The organism is Lysobacter sp. 22409, from assembly GCF_052045105.1.
GTDB lineage: Bacteria > Pseudomonadota > Gammaproteobacteria > Xanthomonadales > Xanthomonadaceae > Lysobacter > Lysobacter antibioticus_B.
Genome location: NZ_JBQEOE010000008.1, coordinates 1 through 16,664 on the forward strand (window position 1 = coordinate 1; position 16,664 = coordinate 16,664).

General features: G+C 67.3%; 12 protein-coding genes and 1 other RNA gene. 4 read left to right on the forward strand and 9 right to left on the reverse strand.

The annotated features are described in order from the left end of the window. The first annotated feature begins 782 nt into the window (after positions 1–782). Positions 783–2,612: an ABC transporter ATP-binding protein gene (locus ACTJJK_RS06025; protein WP_440729815.1), complete on the forward strand. Its 1,830-nt coding sequence runs from the start codon at positions 783–785 to the stop codon at positions 2,610–2,612. Positions 2,613–2,731: 119 nt separating this feature from the next. Here ACTJJK_RS06025 and ACTJJK_RS06030 read toward each other — a convergent pair whose 3' ends face one another. The 8 genes from ACTJJK_RS06030 to ACTJJK_RS06065 all read right to left on the reverse strand — a co-directional run bounded on the left by ACTJJK_RS06030 (position 2,732) and on the right by ACTJJK_RS06065 (position 12,100). Then, positions 2,732–4,234 carry a DNA polymerase Y family protein gene (locus ACTJJK_RS06030; RefSeq protein ID WP_440729763.1) on the reverse strand — a complete coding sequence of 501 codons (1,503 nt, stop codon included), beginning with the start codon at positions 4,232–4,234 and terminating at the stop codon, positions 2,732–2,734. Positions 4,235–4,370: 136 nt separating this feature from the next. After that, positions 4,371–5,033, reverse strand: coding sequence for a ribose-5-phosphate isomerase RpiA (gene rpiA, locus ACTJJK_RS06035; RefSeq protein WP_440729764.1), 663 nt, complete (start codon positions 5,031–5,033; stop codon positions 4,371–4,373). Between the two features lie 113 nt (positions 5,034–5,146). Then, a complete protein-coding gene (locus ACTJJK_RS06040; protein ID WP_031373968.1) occupies positions 5,147–5,617 on the reverse strand; it encodes an EVE domain-containing protein in 471 nt (156 codons plus the stop codon). A gap of 14 nt (positions 5,618–5,631) precedes the next feature. After that, positions 5,632–6,225, reverse strand: coding sequence for a 5-formyltetrahydrofolate cyclo-ligase (locus tag ACTJJK_RS06045; protein WP_223621842.1), 594 nt, complete (start codon positions 6,223–6,225; stop codon positions 5,632–5,634). A 98-nt stretch (positions 6,226–6,323) separates the two neighbouring features. Then, positions 6,324–6,510: non-coding RNA, 6S RNA (gene ssrS / locus ACTJJK_RS06050), on the reverse strand. Positions 6,511–6,726: 216 nt separating this feature from the next. Next, positions 6,727–7,032, reverse strand: a complete 306-nt coding sequence (locus tag ACTJJK_RS06055; protein WP_031373970.1) for a cell division protein ZapA — start codon at positions 7,030–7,032, stop codon at positions 6,727–6,729. 10 nt (positions 7,033–7,042) lie between these two features. Then, entirely contained in the window at positions 7,043–7,264 is a 222-nt protein-coding gene (locus tag ACTJJK_RS06060) for a TIGR02449 family protein (RefSeq protein WP_031373971.1), read from the reverse strand. A 255-nt stretch (positions 7,265–7,519) separates the two neighbouring features. After that, positions 7,520–12,100, reverse strand: a complete 4,581-nt coding sequence (locus tag ACTJJK_RS06065) for an EAL domain-containing protein (protein ID WP_161786159.1) — start codon at positions 12,098–12,100, stop codon at positions 7,520–7,522. Positions 12,101–12,279: 179 nt separating this feature from the next. Here ACTJJK_RS06065 and ACTJJK_RS06070 point away from each other — a divergent pair, with 179 nt between their 5' ends. Both ACTJJK_RS06070 and ACTJJK_RS06075 read left to right on the forward strand, forming a co-directional pair. Beyond that, a complete protein-coding gene (locus tag ACTJJK_RS06070; RefSeq protein WP_031373973.1) occupies positions 12,280–12,819 on the forward strand; it encodes a UPF0149 family protein in 540 nt (179 codons plus the stop codon). A 1-nt stretch (position 12,820) separates the two neighbouring features. Next, positions 12,821–14,143 (forward strand): aminopeptidase P N-terminal domain-containing protein, encoded by a 1,323-nt coding sequence (locus tag ACTJJK_RS06075; RefSeq protein WP_031373974.1) that lies wholly within the window; start codon positions 12,821–12,823, stop codon positions 14,141–14,143. 674 nt (positions 14,144–14,817) lie between these two features. On the opposite strand, the gene ACTJJK_RS06080 is transcribed toward ACTJJK_RS06075, so the two are convergent. Then, positions 14,818–15,696 (reverse strand): LysR family transcriptional regulator, encoded by an 879-nt coding sequence (locus ACTJJK_RS06080; protein ID WP_305067593.1) that lies wholly within the window; start codon positions 15,694–15,696, stop codon positions 14,818–14,820. A gap of 116 nt (positions 15,697–15,812) precedes the next feature. Here ACTJJK_RS06080 and ACTJJK_RS06085 point away from each other — a divergent pair, with 116 nt between their 5' ends. After that, positions 15,813–16,412: a short chain dehydrogenase gene (locus tag ACTJJK_RS06085; protein ID WP_031373976.1), complete on the forward strand. Its 600-nt coding sequence runs from the start codon at positions 15,813–15,815 to the stop codon at positions 16,410–16,412. The last annotated feature ends 252 nt before the right edge of the window (positions 16,413–16,664 follow it).

The following is a 16,664-nucleotide window of genomic DNA, read 5'->3' on the forward strand; positions in this document are numbered from 1 at the left end:
GTAACCAAAGAAAAGGGCTCTCCTTGCAAGGGCACAGGCCACGAGTGCGATGCCGGCGCCGGGATTTTTCGATAAGACGTCCCTGTCTTATCGAAAAACGGCGCACGTCCTGTGCTCCGCCCTCCGGGTCTCCACTTGACCGGCAAAGCGCCAAAGCAGATCAAAATCACGGCCACGGCCACGGCCACGGCCACGGCCACGGCCACGGCTACGGCTACGACGCTCAGTCTTGCCGATGTTGGCGGCTTCGCATTCGGCTTTGGCGAGCAGTGTCGAAGAACCGAACAGCACGATTGGCGTACGCGCTTTCGTGGCGCCTGGACTGCGGTCCAGGCAATTCTTACGGCTGCCGGAAAGTGGATGGGCAGCATCTGCAACCCGGCCTATACCGACTTTGGGCGGATGTCGCCGGCAACATAAGCGCGTTAGACTTCGGCCGGGTCACCCATCAGCGATTCGCGCGTCGAGCCACATGTGCCCGGCGACGCCTCGGGATCGCAAGGAGAAGCACGATGAAGTTCACAATCACCGGCAAGGTCCGCCGCTAAGTCGGCGCTTGCGGTACCGGGCGATGCCCGGGCCGCCTCTGGCTGAACGACCGCCGTTCCGGGCCTTCATGGCCCTGGATCGCTCGCGTTCGTCCGCCGCCTAACTCCCGTCATCCGATCCGGCGCATCGGCGCCGCTCGTCCTCGCATCGCTGTTTCCGCGCCTGTCTCGGCTCGGAGAACGCGGCGCGCACGGGAGTCTTTCCAAGTTCAAACAAGGCTCAACGCCATGATGATTTTTCGTTGGTTCGAATCGTTGATCGACCCGTTCCGGCCGGCGCCGGAGACGATGCCGCCGAGCACCGTCACCGGGTTCTACCGGCATTTCATAAAACAGGCCTGGCCGGTGTTCGCAGTGCTGACGGTGGTCGGCTTCCTGGTCGCGATCGTCGAGGTCGCGATGTTCGACTACCTCGGTCGCGTCATCGACCTGGTCAACACCACGCCGAGCAAGGACCTGTTCGCGCAGCACGGCGGTGAGTTGCTGTGGATGGCCGTGGTAATGCTGTTGGCGCGGCCGCTGTTCCTCGGCTTGCACGATTTGCTGCTCAATCAGACCGTGCACCCGAGCATGACGAACCTGGTGCGTTGGCAGACCCACCGTTACATGCTCAAGCAAAGCCTCAGCTTCTTCCAGAACGACTTTGCCGGCCGTGTCGCGAATCGGATCATGCAGACCGGCCCGTCCTTGCGCGAGTCCACGACCCAGGCGTTCGACGCGATCTGGTACGTGATCGTGTACTCGGCGTCGGCGATCTACTTGTTCGCGCAGGCGGACGTTTGGCTGGTGTTGCCGTTGGCGGTGTGGATCGTGGCGTACATCGGTCTGCTGCGTTACTTCGTGCCTCGGGTGAAGCTGCGTTCGTGGCGGGCGTCGGATGCGCGTTCCAAGTTGATGGGGCGCATCGTCGACGGCTACTCGAACATCGCCACGCTCAAGCTGTTCGCACACTCGCGGCGCGAAGAGGAATACGTGGCCGAAGCGATGATCGAGCAGACCCAGCGGTCACGCGACATGACTCGCATGACCACGCTGATGGGCGTGAGCATCACCACACTCAACGGTCTGCTGATCGTCGGCACCACCGGTCTGGCCCTGTGGCTGTGGCACCAAGGCGCGATCACGGTCGGTGCGATCGCTTTGGCGACCGGCCTGGTGATCCGCATCCATAACATGTCGGGCTGGATCATGTGGACGATCAACGGCATCTTCGAAGACATCGGCACGGTGCAGGACGGCATCGAGACGATCTCGCGGCCGCTGACCGTGGTCGATCGCAGCGACGCCAAAGCGCTGCAGGTCAGCGACGGCAGCGTGCGATTCGAGAACGTGCACTTCCACTACGGACAGAACAGCGGTTTGATCGCCGACCTGGACCTGACGGTGAAGCCGGGCGAGAAGATCGGCCTGGTCGGGCCGTCGGGCGCGGGCAAGTCGACGTTGATGAATATCCTGCTGCGTCTGTACGACCTCGAAGGCGGCCGCATCCTGATCGATGGCCAGGACATCGCCGGCGTGACCCAGGAAAGCCTGCGTTCGCAGATCGGCGTGGTCACCCAGGACACCTCGCTGCTGCATCGTTCGATTCGCGACAACCTGCTGTACGGCCGTCCCGATGCGAGCGAAGCGGAGATGGCCGAGGCGGCGAGTCAGGCACGTGCGGACGAGTTCATTCCTCGCTTGGTCGATGGCGAGGGGCGGGTCGGTTACGAAGCCTTGGTCGGCGAACGCGGCGTCAAACTGTCGGGCGGTCAACGGCAGCGGATCGCGATCGCGCGCGTGCTGCTCAAGAACGCGCCGATCCTGATTCTCGATGAGGCGACTTCGGCGCTGGATTCCGAGGCCGAAGCGGCGATCCAGGACAGTCTGGACACCTTGATGACCGGCAAGACGGTGATAGCGATCGCCCATCGTTTGTCGACGATCGCGCGGATGGATCGGTTGGTGGTGATGGACAAGGGCCGCATCATCGAGACCGGTACGCATGAGGAACTGATTGCCCGCGACGGGTTGTATGCGCGCCTGTGGAAGCGGCAGACCGGCGGGTTCGTCGCGGTCGATTGATGATTGAGGTAAGAGGAGGCGCCCTCACCCCAAACCCTCTCCCGCTCGCGGGAGAGGGGCTGTCTTCGGCTGTACCTGCGCATTCGAGGCTTACGACGCACCCATGAACGTTCTAGCCGTTAGAACAACGATCCGGTGGTGCCTCGCCCGTCGTCGTCGCTCTGCTCGCGTGGTTTGCGGCCCCAGCCACCGACGCCGGAAGAGCGGTGCATCGGCGACGGGCCTGGCGGCGGCAAAGGTTTGCCGGGGTTTTCGCGCGCTTCGCGATGGGCGTGCTCGGCCATGACGTTGAACTCGCGCAGCCGTCGCAACCACAGCTCGTTCATGCTCGGATCGGGCACCAGGGCCGTGGCGCCGAGGTCGGCTTCGGCGGATTCTTCGGGAATATGGCTGAAGGGGATGCGCATCGGCGCCGCGCCCTGGGCGAGTGCGTCCTGCATCGCGCCGAAATACAGGCGGTTATTGCCGTAGCGCTGATTGACTTGATCGAGCACGCGGGTCAGCGCCTGCCTGCGTCCGCGTTCGACGAACAGCGAGCCGCTGTCGGCGGCGTTGGGTTGCAGGTCGATCAAGGACACCGCGACCGACAAAGGCGGGAAACGCTTGACGTTCCACCGCCCGCTGGCGGCGCCGCGCATCAGCGGTTCCAGCGCCTCGGCCATGAGTTGCAGCAGGGTCGGGGTGTCGTCGAGCGCAGCGAACGACAGATTGCGGCTGAAGCGTTGTTCCTTGCCGGCGAAGCGCACGTGCAGGCTCATCCCACGCGCCTGGCAACGCTCGCCGCGCATCCGCATCGCCGCCTTGGCGAGCAGTTTGAACAGCACCGAGCGCATGCTGTCGGCGCTGCGCATCTGCGGGTCGAGCACGTGCGAATGGCCGACCGAACCGACCGCCTTGCGTTGCCGCGACGTCGGTTCGATGCCGCGCAACTGCGCCCAGAAACGTTCGCCTTCGACCCCGCCCCAGACCGCACGCAAATGTTCGCGCGGTGCGGCGGTCAGTTGTTCGACGGTGTCGATGCCGGCATCGCGCAGGCGCTGCAGCATCGACGGGCCGACACCGCACAGATCCTGCAGTTCCAGCCCGTGCAGCGCCTGCGGCAGATCGCCCAGCTCGACCACGGTCAGGCCGTCGACCTTCTGCATGTCGGAGGCGGTCTTGGCGAGGAAGGTGTTCGGGGCGATGCCGATCGAGCAGCGGATCGCCGGAGCGAGCCCGCGATCGATCAAGGTCTGCTTGATCCGGTGGGCGATCGCGATGGCGTTGTCGCGTTGGCGTTCGCGGCCGATCAGGCGGCAGGCGACTTCGTCGATCGACAGCGGTTCGCCGTCGATCGGAATGCAATCCTGGATCGCCGCGATCAAACGGTGATGCAGATCGACGTAGCGCGCCGGGCGCGCTTCGACGATGGCGATATCGGGGCAGCGCGCCATCGCTTCGTGCACCGGCGTGCCGGTCTTGATGCCGTGGACCTTGGCCTCGCGGCTGGCGGCGATGCAGCAGGTGGTGGCCGCCAATACCGGCACCACGCCGACCGGACGGCCGCGCAATTCCTCGCGGTCGAATTGCTCGACCGAGGCGAAGTAGGAATTGAAGTCGACGAACAGGCAGCGCAGGGTCATGGCGGCGGGCCGGCATGGGGGCGGTATTGCGCCGCGCAAGCGACCGCCCGGGATGCGCCGGGCGGGCGGTGCGGACGACCTGCCGATTCTGGCGGCAGGTCGTCTCGTCTGCTGAGAGACGTTCTAAATCAGTGATTTACATAACGATCGGCGGCTCGCCGCCGACGATGACGATGTCGGCCGGGCGGCGCGCGAACAGGCCGACGCTGACCACGCCCGGGATCTGGTTGATCGCCGATTCCATCGCCACCGGGTCGGTGATCGCCAGGCCGTGGATGTCGAGGATGAGGTTGCCGTTGTCGGTGACCACGCCGGCGCCGTTGGCATCCTGACGCCACACCGGCTGGCCGCGGGTCATCGCCAGGATCTCGCGCGCGACCAGGCTGCGTGCCATCGGCACGACCTCGACCGGCAGCGGGAACTTGCCGAGCACGTCGACGCGCTTGGCCGGATCGACGATGCAGACGAACTTCGCGCTGGCCTCGGCGATGATCTTCTCGCGGGTGAGCGCGGCGCCGCCGCCCTTGATCAGGCGTTTGTGCGGATCGCATTCGTCGGCGCCGTCGACGTACAACGACAGCGGGCCGGTCGCGTTGAGGTCGAGCACTTCGATGCCGAGCGCCTGCAGGCGCGCGGTGCTCTGTTCGGAGCTCGACACCGCGCCCTTGATGCGCTCCTTGTGCCGGCCCAGGGCCTCGATGAAAAAGGCGACGGTGGAACCGGTGCCTACGCCGACGATCATGCCGTCTTCGATGTAGTCGATGGCTTTTTCGCCGGCCAGGCGTTTGGCTTCAGTCATTGGGGTGGGAATCGGGAATGGGAAATAGGGAATCGGATAAGCAAGCAGTGCGAGGAGTCTGGGAGGAGCGAGGGACGCTTTTACGATTCCCTATTCTCCATTCCCGATTCCCGTTATTCCATCGACAACAACACCTTCCACTGCGCCGCCGTCACCGGCAGCACCGAGAGGCGGTTGCCGCGGCGGGTCAGGGCGAAGTCCTCGCCGAGGTCGTCGGCGCGGGCCTTGATCTCGTCGAGCGGGATGACCCGCTCGAACTTGCGTTCGAAGGCGACGTCGACCAGCAGCCAGCGCGGGTCTTCGCGCGAGCTCTTGCCGTCGTAGTAGTCGGACTTGGCGTCGAACTGGGTCGGGTCCGGATAGGCTTCGCTCGCGATCGTGGCGAGGCCGGCAATGCCGGGCACGGCGGTGTTGGAGTGATAGAACAACACGCCATCGCCGACCTTCATGCCGTCGCGCATGAAATTGCGCGCCTGATAATTGCGCACGCCGTTCCAGGGTTCGGTACGGACGCGTTGCAGATCGTCGATGGAAAACGTGTCCGGTTCGGACTTCATCAGCCAGTAGCGGCGGCGTGCGGTCATGCGGTGCTCAACGGTCAGACGAACAGGGGGGAACGGCAGTCCAGAGTCTGGACTTCCGTACAAACCGCATCGAGCGCTACGTCCCAATCGGCGTTGTCGAGCGCATCGATGCGTTGCAGTTCGAACGCGGCGCCGGCCAGCCACGGCGGAGCCGGGCTGCGTTGACGGAACGCGAAGCTGCGATCGTACCAGCCGCCTCCCATGCCGAGCCGGTGGCCGCGCGGGTCGAAGCCGACCAGCGGCAGCACGACCAGACTCATCTGTTCAGGCTCGAGCAGCGAGCTGGGACTGACGTCAGGCTCGGGGATGCCGAAGCGGTTGCCGACCAGGGCATCGCCCGGGCGCCACGGGGCGAAGCGCAGGCGTTGGTCTTCGTGCAGCACCGGCAGGCAGTACACACAGCCCGGCGGCAGGCGCAGCTGCCAGGCATGCAGGGCGATTTCGCCGTCCATGGCCCAATAACCGGCGACATAGCCGGTGGCGGGCGCGAACGGCAGCGCCAACAGGCGGGCGGCCAGGGATTCGGCGGCGGCGATGCGCGCGGGGGCGGCGAGATTGCGGCGTTGCGCGCGCAGTTCGCGGCGCAGCGTCGTACGGTCAACCGTCATTCGGCGCGGGGTCCTGGGGGAAAACGGAAGCGCGGGCGCTCCGGACAAGGCAACGGGCGCGAATCACTTTCGTGACGTCGCGCCCGTTCCGGGATGAGTAGTCCTCCGCCAATGTCGATGCGTGCGAAACGACCTTGAACCCGGGGTTCAAGTGGGAACGCTTGGGGATCTTCGGGCTTCCCGCTGCGAGGCGGACTTGCACTCCGGATTCCCGTTGCGCCCCCGTGGTCGTAATTAAGGGACAAGGCGAATGTTTGCGCACGCCGTCGAGCACAGCAGAGGACGTGCGCGAAGTATAGCGCGCGCATCGCTCGCAGCGGGCCCGCTCGTCGGCGACGCTGCGTTGCGGTTCATGCGCTTGATCGATCCGCGAGCGCGGATGAACGGGGCTGGATGAGACAAACGCCAAGCGGCAACGCCCGATGCGACAATGCTCGAAGTCACAAAAAACCGCTTGCGCCAAGGCTTGCGGCGAAGGGCGAGCCGCCCAGATTCAGCGGATCAGCGGATCGCGGCGTCGAACAGGCTGTCGAGCTTGCGATGCAGTTCGTCGAGGGTGCGCGAGATTTCGCGGTCGCGATGGTCGCCGTCGCCGCGCAGCTGTTGCAGTTCGTGGGCGAAGTTGAGCGCGGCGAGCACGGCGACGCGGTCGAGCGCGGCCATGCGGTTGCTGCCGCGGATCTCGCGCATCTTGCTGTCGAGCATGCGCGCGGCGGCGAGCAGGTCGTCGCGTTCGGACGGTTCGCAGCCGACGGTGTATTCGCGGTCGAGCAGGCGGATGCTGACGGCTTCGCTGGTCGTGCTCATCGGTTCGGATTCACGTGTGCTGCTCCAGCGACTTCAGTCGCGCGATCATGGCCTCGACGCGGGTGCGGGCCTGCTCGTTCTTGGCCAGCAGCGCCGAGCGCTCGCCGACCAGTTGTTCCTGCTGTTGACGCAGGCTGCGGTTCTCTTCGCTGAGACGACGCACGCGATCGCCGAGTTCGTCGACGCGGGTCAGCAGCGACTGCAATTCGGTGATGAGTTCGGTGCGATCCATCCCGGCACGATGGCAGGCCGGGGCGGGGGCGGTCAAGGCGCTACCGGGAATCGGCAATCGCGAGTCGGGAATCGGTCAGGCGTCGGGTCGATGGCGGCTCTGGGGGCGGGGTGAGGGCCTGCCGGGCGACGGCAGCGCGGAGGGCGGTGCAGCGCGGTCGCGGCCTGCGCCGCCACTGCCCCCATTGGCCAGGAAGCCCGCTCTTGCGCTCCCGATCCCCGACTTCCGATTGCCGATTCCCGATTCCCGGCCGTCTCAGCGCGCCGCGCGCACGCTCAGCGGCGGCTGCCATTGCTGGATGAAGGCCAGGCAGTCGTCGGCTTCGAGCGGCCGGGCCAGCCAATAGCCCTGGATCTCGTCGCAGCCGTGGGCGAGCAGGAACTCCATCTGCTCTTCCAGCTCCACGCCCTCGGCGACCACGTTCAGGCCCAGCGAGTGAGCCATGGTGATGACCGTGCTGGTGATCGCCTCGTCGTCGGGGTCGCGGGTCAGGTCGCCGATGAATTCCTTGTCGATCTTCAGGGTATTGATCGGCAGGCGCTTGAGGTAGGCGAGCGAGGAGTAGCCGGTGCCGAAGTCGTCGACCGCCAGGGCCACGCCGAGTTCGCGCAGTGCCTGCATGGTGTTGGAGGTGTGCGCGGCGTTGGCCATGATCACGCTTTCGGTCAGTTCCAGCTCGAGCCGCCACGGCGGGATGCCGCTTTCGCTGAGGGCGCGCGCGACCATCTTGGGCAGGTCGCCGCGCAACAGCTGGATCGCCGAGACGTTGACCGAGATCGACAGCTGGTCGAGCCCTTGCTGGCGCCATTGGCGCAGTCGGCTGCAGGCCTCGCGCATCGCCCATTCGCCGATTTCCAGGATCAGGCCGCTTTCCTCGGCCAGCGGAATGAACTGCGAGGGCGGGATGTTGCCGTACTCGGCGCTGTTCCAGCGCAGCAGCGCCTCGACCCCGGTGATGCGCGCTTCCGGCAGCGACAGGCGCGGTTGGAACACGAGACGCAGCTCGTTGCGGTCCAGGACCTTGCGCAAGGCCGCCGAGATCGTCGCGCGTTGGCGGATCTCGATGTCCATCGCCTCGGTGTAGCGCATGAAGGTGCGCCGGCCGGCGGCCTTGGCCTGGTACATCGCGGTGTCGGCGTGCTTGAGCAGGTCGGTCGGGACCTGGGCATGGTCCGGATAGAGGCTGATGCCGATCGACGGCGAGATCGCGACGTCGTGGCGTTCGTCGAAATCCAGCGGCGCCTCGAAGGCCTTGATCAGGCGGCGGGCGACGTCTTCGGCCTGCTCCGGCGTTTCCAGGTTCTCCAGCACGACGGTGAATTCGTCGCCGCCCAGGCGGGCGACGGTGTGCTCGGCGCCGACGGTTTCCTGCAGGCGCACCGCGGCGGCGCGCAGGATACGGTCGCCGGCGGCGTGGCCGAGCGAGTCGTTGATGTCCTTGAAGCGGTCCAGGTCGAGGAACAGCAAGGCGATGCGATGGCCGTGGCGGCGCGCCCGCACGATCGCCCGCGACAGCCGCTCCGACAGCAGGGTGCGGTTGGGCAAGCTGGTCAGGGTGTCGTAGTTGGCCAGGTAGCGCAGTTCCTGCTCGGCTCGCTTCTGGTCGGTGATGTCGGTCAGCACGGCGACGTAATGGCCGCGCTGGCCGCTGCTGTCGAGCACGATGCTGGCCTGCAGCCAGCACAGGAACTCGTTGCCGTCCTTGCGCTGCTGCCAGATCTCGCCGGACCAGCGGCCGCTACGCTGCAACTCGTCGCGCATGTCGCTGTAGAACTCGGGGTCGTGCTGGCGGCTGTCGAGCAGGCCGGTGGTCTGGCCGATCACTTCGTTCTCGGGGTAGCCGGTCATGCGCGAGAACGCGGGGTTGATCGAGACGAACACGAAGTCGCGGTCGAACACCGCCACCGCCTCGGCCATCGAGCGCAGCACCTCGCTGGAAATGCGCCGTTCGCGTTCGGCGCTGCGCACCGCGGTGACGTCGCGGCCGGTGCCGGCGACGCGCACCGGCAGGCCCTCGGCGTCGCGTTCGACGACCCGGCCGCGGGCCCGCACCCAACCCCACTCGCCCTTCGGCGTGCGCATGCGGTGTTCGGACAGGAACAGCGCGGCGTCGCCCTTGAGGTGCTTGCGCAGCAGTTCGGTGACGCGGCCGAGGTCGTCGGGATGGATCTCGTGGTCGTCGGCGATGTCGGCCTGCACGCCGATCTCCGGCGACTGCGGGTTGTGGTCGTCGACGCGCATGCGGTGCAGCTCGCGCCGCTTCAGGTCGTAGTCCCAGAACTGCTCGCCGGACGCCCACAGCGCCAGCTTGAGGCGTTCTTCGCGTTCTCGGATCTGGGCGAAGTAACCGCGTTCGCGCTGGCGGGCGACGTGCCAGCGCCAGCCGAAGCTCAGGGCCAGGCCGAGCGCGGCCAAGGCCGCCAGGGCGATCGCCAGCGGGTGCCGCCACAAAGGCGGCTCGACGTTGACCGGGATGCGCAGTTCCTGGGTATTCCAGACCCCGTCGCGGTTGGTCGATTGGGCGCGGAAGACGTAGCGGCCGGGCGGCAGGCGGGTGTAGGTGATGTCCTGGCGCGGGCCGTTGTCGATCCAGTCGCGGTCGAAACCGTCCATGCGGTAGCGATAGCGGATGCCGCTGTTCGGGCCGAAGTCGAGGGCGCCGATGCGCAGGCGCAGGATGCCGGCGTCGTTGGGAATCTCCAGCCGGGTCGACTGCCACAGCGTGCTCGAACCGGCGCTGGTGTCGGAACCGATCCAGGCCCCGAGCAAGCGCACCGGCGGGGTGTAGCGCGAGTCGGCGATGCGCGCCGGGTCGAACACGTTGAGGCCGCGCACGCCGCCGAAGGCGATGCGGCCGTCGGCGAGGATGTCGACCGCGCCGGCGTTGAATTCCAGGTCCTGCAGGCCGTCGGCCAAGCCGTAGCGGCGCACCAGCGAGGCGCCGCTGTCGAAGCGCAGGATGCCGGCGTCGGTGCCGAGCCAGAGGCGGCCGGCCGGGCGTTCGGCGATCGAGAACACCACCGGCACCGGGTGGTCGCCGAGCACTTCGGCCAGCGGGTGGTCGAAGCGGATGCGGCCGTCGCTGTGTTCGACCACCCGGCTCAGGCCGGCCTGGGTGCCGACCCAGATCGAGCCGTCGGCGGACTGGTGTACGGCGCGGACGAAGTTGCCCGGCAGGCTGTCGGCCTCGTCGGTGGCATGGCGGTAGTGGCGCAGGTAGCCGGTGGCCGGGTCGAGCAAGTCCAGGCCGTCGCCGGTGCCGAACCAGACCCGGCCCTTGGTGTCTTCGAGCACGGCGTTGACGCGCGGATGGCTCAGGCCCTTGGAATCGCCTTCGCGATAGGCGTAGCGGACCAGGGCGCCGGTCTCGGGCAGGTAGTGCAGGGCGCCGATGTCGTCGCTGCCGAGCCAGAGGCTGCCGTCGCGGGCGAAGGCCAGCGAACGCAGGGCGACGTCGCGGTAGCCGCGCAGGTCGATGCTCTCGACCCGGCGGGTGGCCGGGTCCAGGCGCAGCAAGCCCTGGCCGGTGGCGAGCCAGAGCCGGGTCGGCGGCAGCGAGGCCGGCGGGTTCGGGTTGTCGGCCTCGGGGCAGGGCTCGCGGGCGATCGCGGCGATGCGGCGGGCGCCGGCGTTGGCCGGCAGCAGCGCGGTCATGTCCTGGAAGCGGTCGGCGCCCAGGTCGTAGCGGCGCAGATGGCCGTTGTCGGTGCCGATCCAGATCGCGCCGAGGTCGTCCTGGGCCAGGCTGCGGATGCTGGCGTCGGAGGCGCCGGCGCCGGTGCGGTCCTCGTCTAGGTCGAGGACGTAGCTGAAGCGGGTGCCGCGCGGGTCGGCGACGGCGACGCCGCGGTATTGGCCGCCGGCCCAGAGCAGGCCGCCGTGGTCGATCATCAACGCTTCGATGGTGTCCTCGGGCAGGGTCGCCTCGACACCGGGCTCGGCGTGTACGCGCTGGGAGTGGCCGGTCTCGGGGTCGTGGCGGTACAGGCCGTTGCCGAAACCGGAGATCCAGATCCGCTGGTCCGGCGCTTCGATCAGGGCGCGCGCATCGCGCAGCGTCGCCAGGGCCTCGTCCTCGACCTTGACCAGGATGCCGGTGTGGCCGTCGAGCCGGTACAGGCCGTCGACGCCGCCGGCCCAAAGCCGGCCGCGCCGGTCGATCAACACGCTGCGCAGCACCTGGGCGGCGCCGATGCGTTCGATCTTGCCGCTCGGCAGGATCCGGTACAGGCCGGCCGCGCTGGCGAACCAGGCGGTGCCGTCGCGGGCGAGGGCGAGTTCCTGCCAGGGCGATTGCCGGCTTAGTTCGCCGGGCAGGGCCAGCAGCAGCTCGCGCGCGCCGCTGCGCGGGTCCATGCGCTCAAGGCCGGCCAGGGTGCCGATCAGCAGCGAGTCGCGCCATGGCAACAGCGAGACGATCTGGCGCCCGGCCTGCGAATCCGGCGGTTCGTAGCGGTGGATGGCGCCGCTGGCCAGGTCGAGCCGGGCCAGGTATTCGGAATGGGTGCCGATCCAGATCGCGCGCTGGCCGTCGAGGGCGAGCGCGGTGACGTAGCTGTCGGGCAGGCTGGCCGGATCGCGCGGGTCGTGCCGATAGGGCACGTAGCGCTGGCCGTCGTAGCGGTGCAGGCCGCCCTGGGTGCCGACCCAAATGAAGCCGTGCGCGTCCTGGGTGAAGGCGGTGACCGAGTTCTGGCTGAGCCCGAGCTCGCTGCCCAGGCGCGAGAAGTAGAAGTCGCGCGTGGCCGCATCGGCACGCTGGGGCAGCGCCGCCATGCACAGGAGCAGGGCGATCAGACCGGCAGTCAGCAGGGCGACAGGGGAAGAGGAACGCACGGACACCGTGGCGTGAAGCGCAACAGCCCGCAGTTTAGGCAGGCGCCCGTTGCGGCAACAAGCACTACGGACTCGAATCGCCAGACAGGACAGGATCCTGCGGGTTTCTTCACGCCGCCTGCATTCGCCCGGCATTGCTAAACTGCGGCAACCCTCACGACTTGATGCCTGTGGCCGCGATCGAACTGCCCCTGTTGTCCGATGTCGATGCCGAGAGCCGCACGCTCTCGCTCGGCGCTTCCGCTTCCGAACTGCACGGCGCCTTGTGCGGCTGGCTCGCCGGCGGCGGCGCCTCGGTGCGCGACTGGCCGGCGCGCGTGCTGGCCGACCCGACCGTCGCGACGCCGGCCGAGAACGGCGCGCTGGATCGCCTGCGCAGCGCCAGCGCCTCGCAGCTCGGCGATCGCAGCTTCGGTTTCGATCTGCTGCTGCCCGATAGCGAAGCGCCCTTGTCCGAGCGCAGCGGCGCCTTGTTCGACTGGTGCCGCGGTTTCCTCGGCGGTTTCGGCCTCGCCGCCGGCGAGGCCGCCTCGCTGTCGGAGGAAAGCCGCGAAGCGCTCGGCGATCTGGCCCGTCTGGCCGCGGCCTCGCCGCAGGACGACGGCGACGAGGACGACGAAGAAGCCTTGACCGAGATCGAGGAGTTCGTGCGCATCGTCGCGCTGTTGTTGCATGGCGACGTGGCGATGGCGGCGCAGCACCGCCACCGGTTGAACTGACATGAACGCCGCGTTGTCGATGCCGGCCAAGGCCTATGTGCGCCGGCGCAAGCAGTTGATGACGATGGCCGGCGACGACGCGATCGTGATCGTGCCGTCGGCCAACGAGCATATCCGCAGCCGCGATACCCACTACCCGTTCCGCCAGGACTCCGACCTCAGCTACCTGACCGGTTTCCCAGAACCCGAGTCGGTGCTGGTGCTGGTGCCGGGCCGCCGCCATGGCGAGACCTTGCTGTTTTGTCGCGAGCGCGACCGCGAACGCGAAGCCTGGGACGGGCCGCGCTACGGCCCGGAAGGCGCGGTCGAGGCCTTCGGTCTCGACGATGCCTATCCGATCGCCGACCTCGACGACATCCTGCCTGGCCTGCTCGAAGGGCGCTCGCGTGTGTATTACCACTTCGGCCGCGACGCCGAGTTCGATCTCAAGCTGATCGGCTGGCTCAACCGCGTGCGTGCGATGGTGCGCCAGGGCGCGCAGCCGCCGCACGAATTCCTCGAGCTGGGCCATCTGCTCGACGAGTTGCGTCTGTTCAAGGACCGCGACGAGGTGCGCTTCATGCAGCGCGCCGCCGACATCAGCGTGCTCGCCCACGAAGCGGCGATGCGCGCGGCGCGGCCCGGCGTGCGCGAGTACGAACTGCAAGCCGAAATCGAATGCGTGTTCCGCCGCCACGACGCCGAGCCCGCCTATGGCAGCATCGTCGGCGCCGGCAGCAATGCCTGCGTGCTGCACTATCGCGCCAACAGCGCGGCTTCGCAGGACGGCGACCTGGTCTTGGTCGACGCCGGCGCCGAGTACCGCGGTTACGCCGCCGACATCACCCGCACGTTTCCGGTCAACGGCCGTTTCAGCGCGCCGCAACGCGCCTTGCACGACCTGGTCGGTGCCGCTCAGGCCGCGGCCCTGGCGCAGGCGCGTCCCGGCGTGGCCTACGAGGCTGGGCACCTGGCCGCGGTCGAAACCCTGACCGAAGGCCTGCTGCAACTCGGCCTGCTCAAGGGCAAGCTGGAAAAGAACCTCGCCGAAGGCCATTACAAGCGCTTTTATCGGCACAAGACCGGGCACTGGCTGGGCATGGACGTGCACGACGTCGGCGAATACCGCCTCGACGGCGAGTCGCGCCTGCTCGAACCGGGCATGGTGTTCACCATCGAGCCCGGGCTGTACGTGTCGCCCGACGACAGCAGCGTCGACCCGAAATGGCGCGGCATCGGCATCCGCACCGAAGACGACGTGCTGATTACCAAGGACGGCCATCAGGTGCTGACCGACCGGCTCGCGCGCAGCGCCGACGAGATCGAGGCCTTGATGGGGCGGTGAGCGCTGTCGCCACGAATCTATCCCTGTAGGAGCGACGTAAGTCGCGACAAGGGACGCGCAGAGATGACGTGGCCACCGTCATTCGTCGAAGCGGCGCTCGCTCGCCAGGGTAGGAGCGGCGCGAGACGCGACCGCCATGTCCCAATGTCGCGTCGTCTTCGGGTGTGCCCCTGTAGGGGCGACGTGAGTCGCAACCGCGACCTCGCACTATCGCGTCGATTCTGGCCGCAGCCTGGTCAGGGTAGGAGCGGCGCAAGCCGCGACAACGTCGTGTCGGTCTCGCGACGCAATGCTCAAGCAGAATCAAGATCTGGATCAAACGCCAAAAGCTTCCGCCACTAAAGCGGCGGGTTACTTTCTTTTGTCATAAGCAACAAAAGTCCGTCTGGATTCCCTTCGGTCAAAGGTAACCAAAGAAGTTGCTTTGTTTTGAATCACCGGCCCGCACGATCGTTGCATCCGCGGGGCTCTACATACGGGACATCCCTGTCCGATGAAAAACGGCCCGCATCCTTGCGGGCCGCCCTCCGGGTCTTCTGTTGCCTTCGCTAGTGCCAAGTTGCGCACAGCAATAGCAGCCACAGCTGGCTGTCGCGTGTTTTCAGTGCATCAGCCGCCGCCATACGCGCGGCATCGCAGTCGAAACGCCGGACGTTTGGTCAGCGGGCCCGGTCTTACGCCGCCGGGCCCATGCGCTCCAGCACCAGCTCGACGAAACGGCTGAGCTTGGGCAATGGCTGGCGGTCGCGCGGGTACAGCAGATGCACCGGCCGCGGCGGCGGCAGCTGATCGGCGAACAGGGGCAGCAGCCGGCCCGCGGCGAGGTCGTCGGCCAGCAACACCTCGGGCTGCAGCAAGATGCCGCAGCCGGCCACCGCCGCGCGCCGCAGCGCCTCGCCGTTGTTGGAAGCGAAGCGCCCGCGCAGACGCAAGGGTTCGGCGGCGATGTGCTCGAAACGCCATCCGGCATCGTGATTCCACAGCAGATGGTTGAGGCAGCTGTGGCCGACCAACTCGCGCGGGTCGCTCGGCGTGCCGTGCCTGCTTAGATACTCGGGGGAAGCGCAGACGATCATCCGGTACGGCCGCAGGGGGCGTGCGACCAGATGATCCGAATCCGGCAGGGGCCCGATCCGGATCGCGACGTCGAAGGCCTCGGCGATGAGGTCGGACATGCGGTCGCTGAGCACCAGTTCGACCGCGACCTCGGGATGGCGTTGCAGGAATTCGGTGACCACCGTGGCGACTGCATTGCCGCCGAGCGTGACCGGGGCGGTGATGCGCAAGCGCCCGCTCGGCTGGCCGTCGTGACGCAGGCGTTCGGCGACCGACTCGGCGTGGCGGACCTGGTCGAGGATGCGCCGGCAGTCCTCGAGAAAGCTCTCGCCGACCTCGGTCAGGCGCTGCTTGCGCGTATCGCGCTGCAGCAGGCGTGCGCCGAGATGCGCTTCCAACTGGTGCACATGTTTGCCGACCATCACCGCCGACAGGTTCTGGGCCTGGGCCGCGGCGGCGAAACTGCCGGTGTCGGCGACCGCGACGAATACGGCCATGCTGCGCAGCTTGTCCAAGGGCTAACCCGCGGTTAGGGGAGCCCGAAATCCTAGCGCATTCACCGTCGATGCCGCGGCGAGCAGACTGGCCATCTGTCTCTCATCACGGAGTTCCCATGAAGATCCTCATCGTCGGCGCCAGCGGCACCCTCGGCCGTGCCGTGGCCGAACGCCTCGCCCCGCAGCACGAGATCCTGGCCGCCGGCCGCAGCAGCGCCGATTACCCGGTCGACATCACCGACGACGCCAGCGTCGAAGCCTTGTTCCGTCGTACCGGCAAGCTCGACGCCATCGTCTCCACCGCCGGCGTGCTGCACTTCGGTCCGCTCGAAACGATGCGCCCGGCCGACTTCGCGCTGGGCCTCAACGACAAACTGCTCGGCCAGGTGCGCCTGGCCCTGCTGGGCCAGCACCACCTCAACGACGGCGGTTCGATCACCCTGACCACCGGCATCGTCGCCGAAGAACCGATCCGTGCCGGCGCCAACGCCAGCGCCGTCAACAACGCCATCGAGGGCTTCGTGCGTGGCGCCGCCTTCGAATTGCAGCGCGGCCTGCGCATCAATGCCGTCAGCCCGAACGTATTGACGGAGTCGTGGGAGGCCTACGGCGCGTTCTTCCCCGGCTTCGAACCGGTCACCGCCGCGCGCGCGGCGCTGGCGTATCAGCGCAGCGTGGAGGGGATTCAGAGTGGGCGGGTGTTCAAGGTTTGGTGAGGGATGGGCGGTCGTGTGAGTTGCAAGGCCGATGAGGCATTTTGCGGTTGCAGTTCTCAGTTCTCAGTTCGCAATTCGCCGTTGCCGTTGCCGTTGCCGTTGCCGTAAAGATTCTGCTGTGGCTGTGGCTGTGGCTGTGGCTGTGGTTGTTGCTGTGCGCAGCCTTGCACTCGCGAAGGCAATCGAAGACCCGGAGGGCGGCCCGCATGGATGCGGGCCGTTTTTCATCGGGACAGGGATGTCCCGTATGAA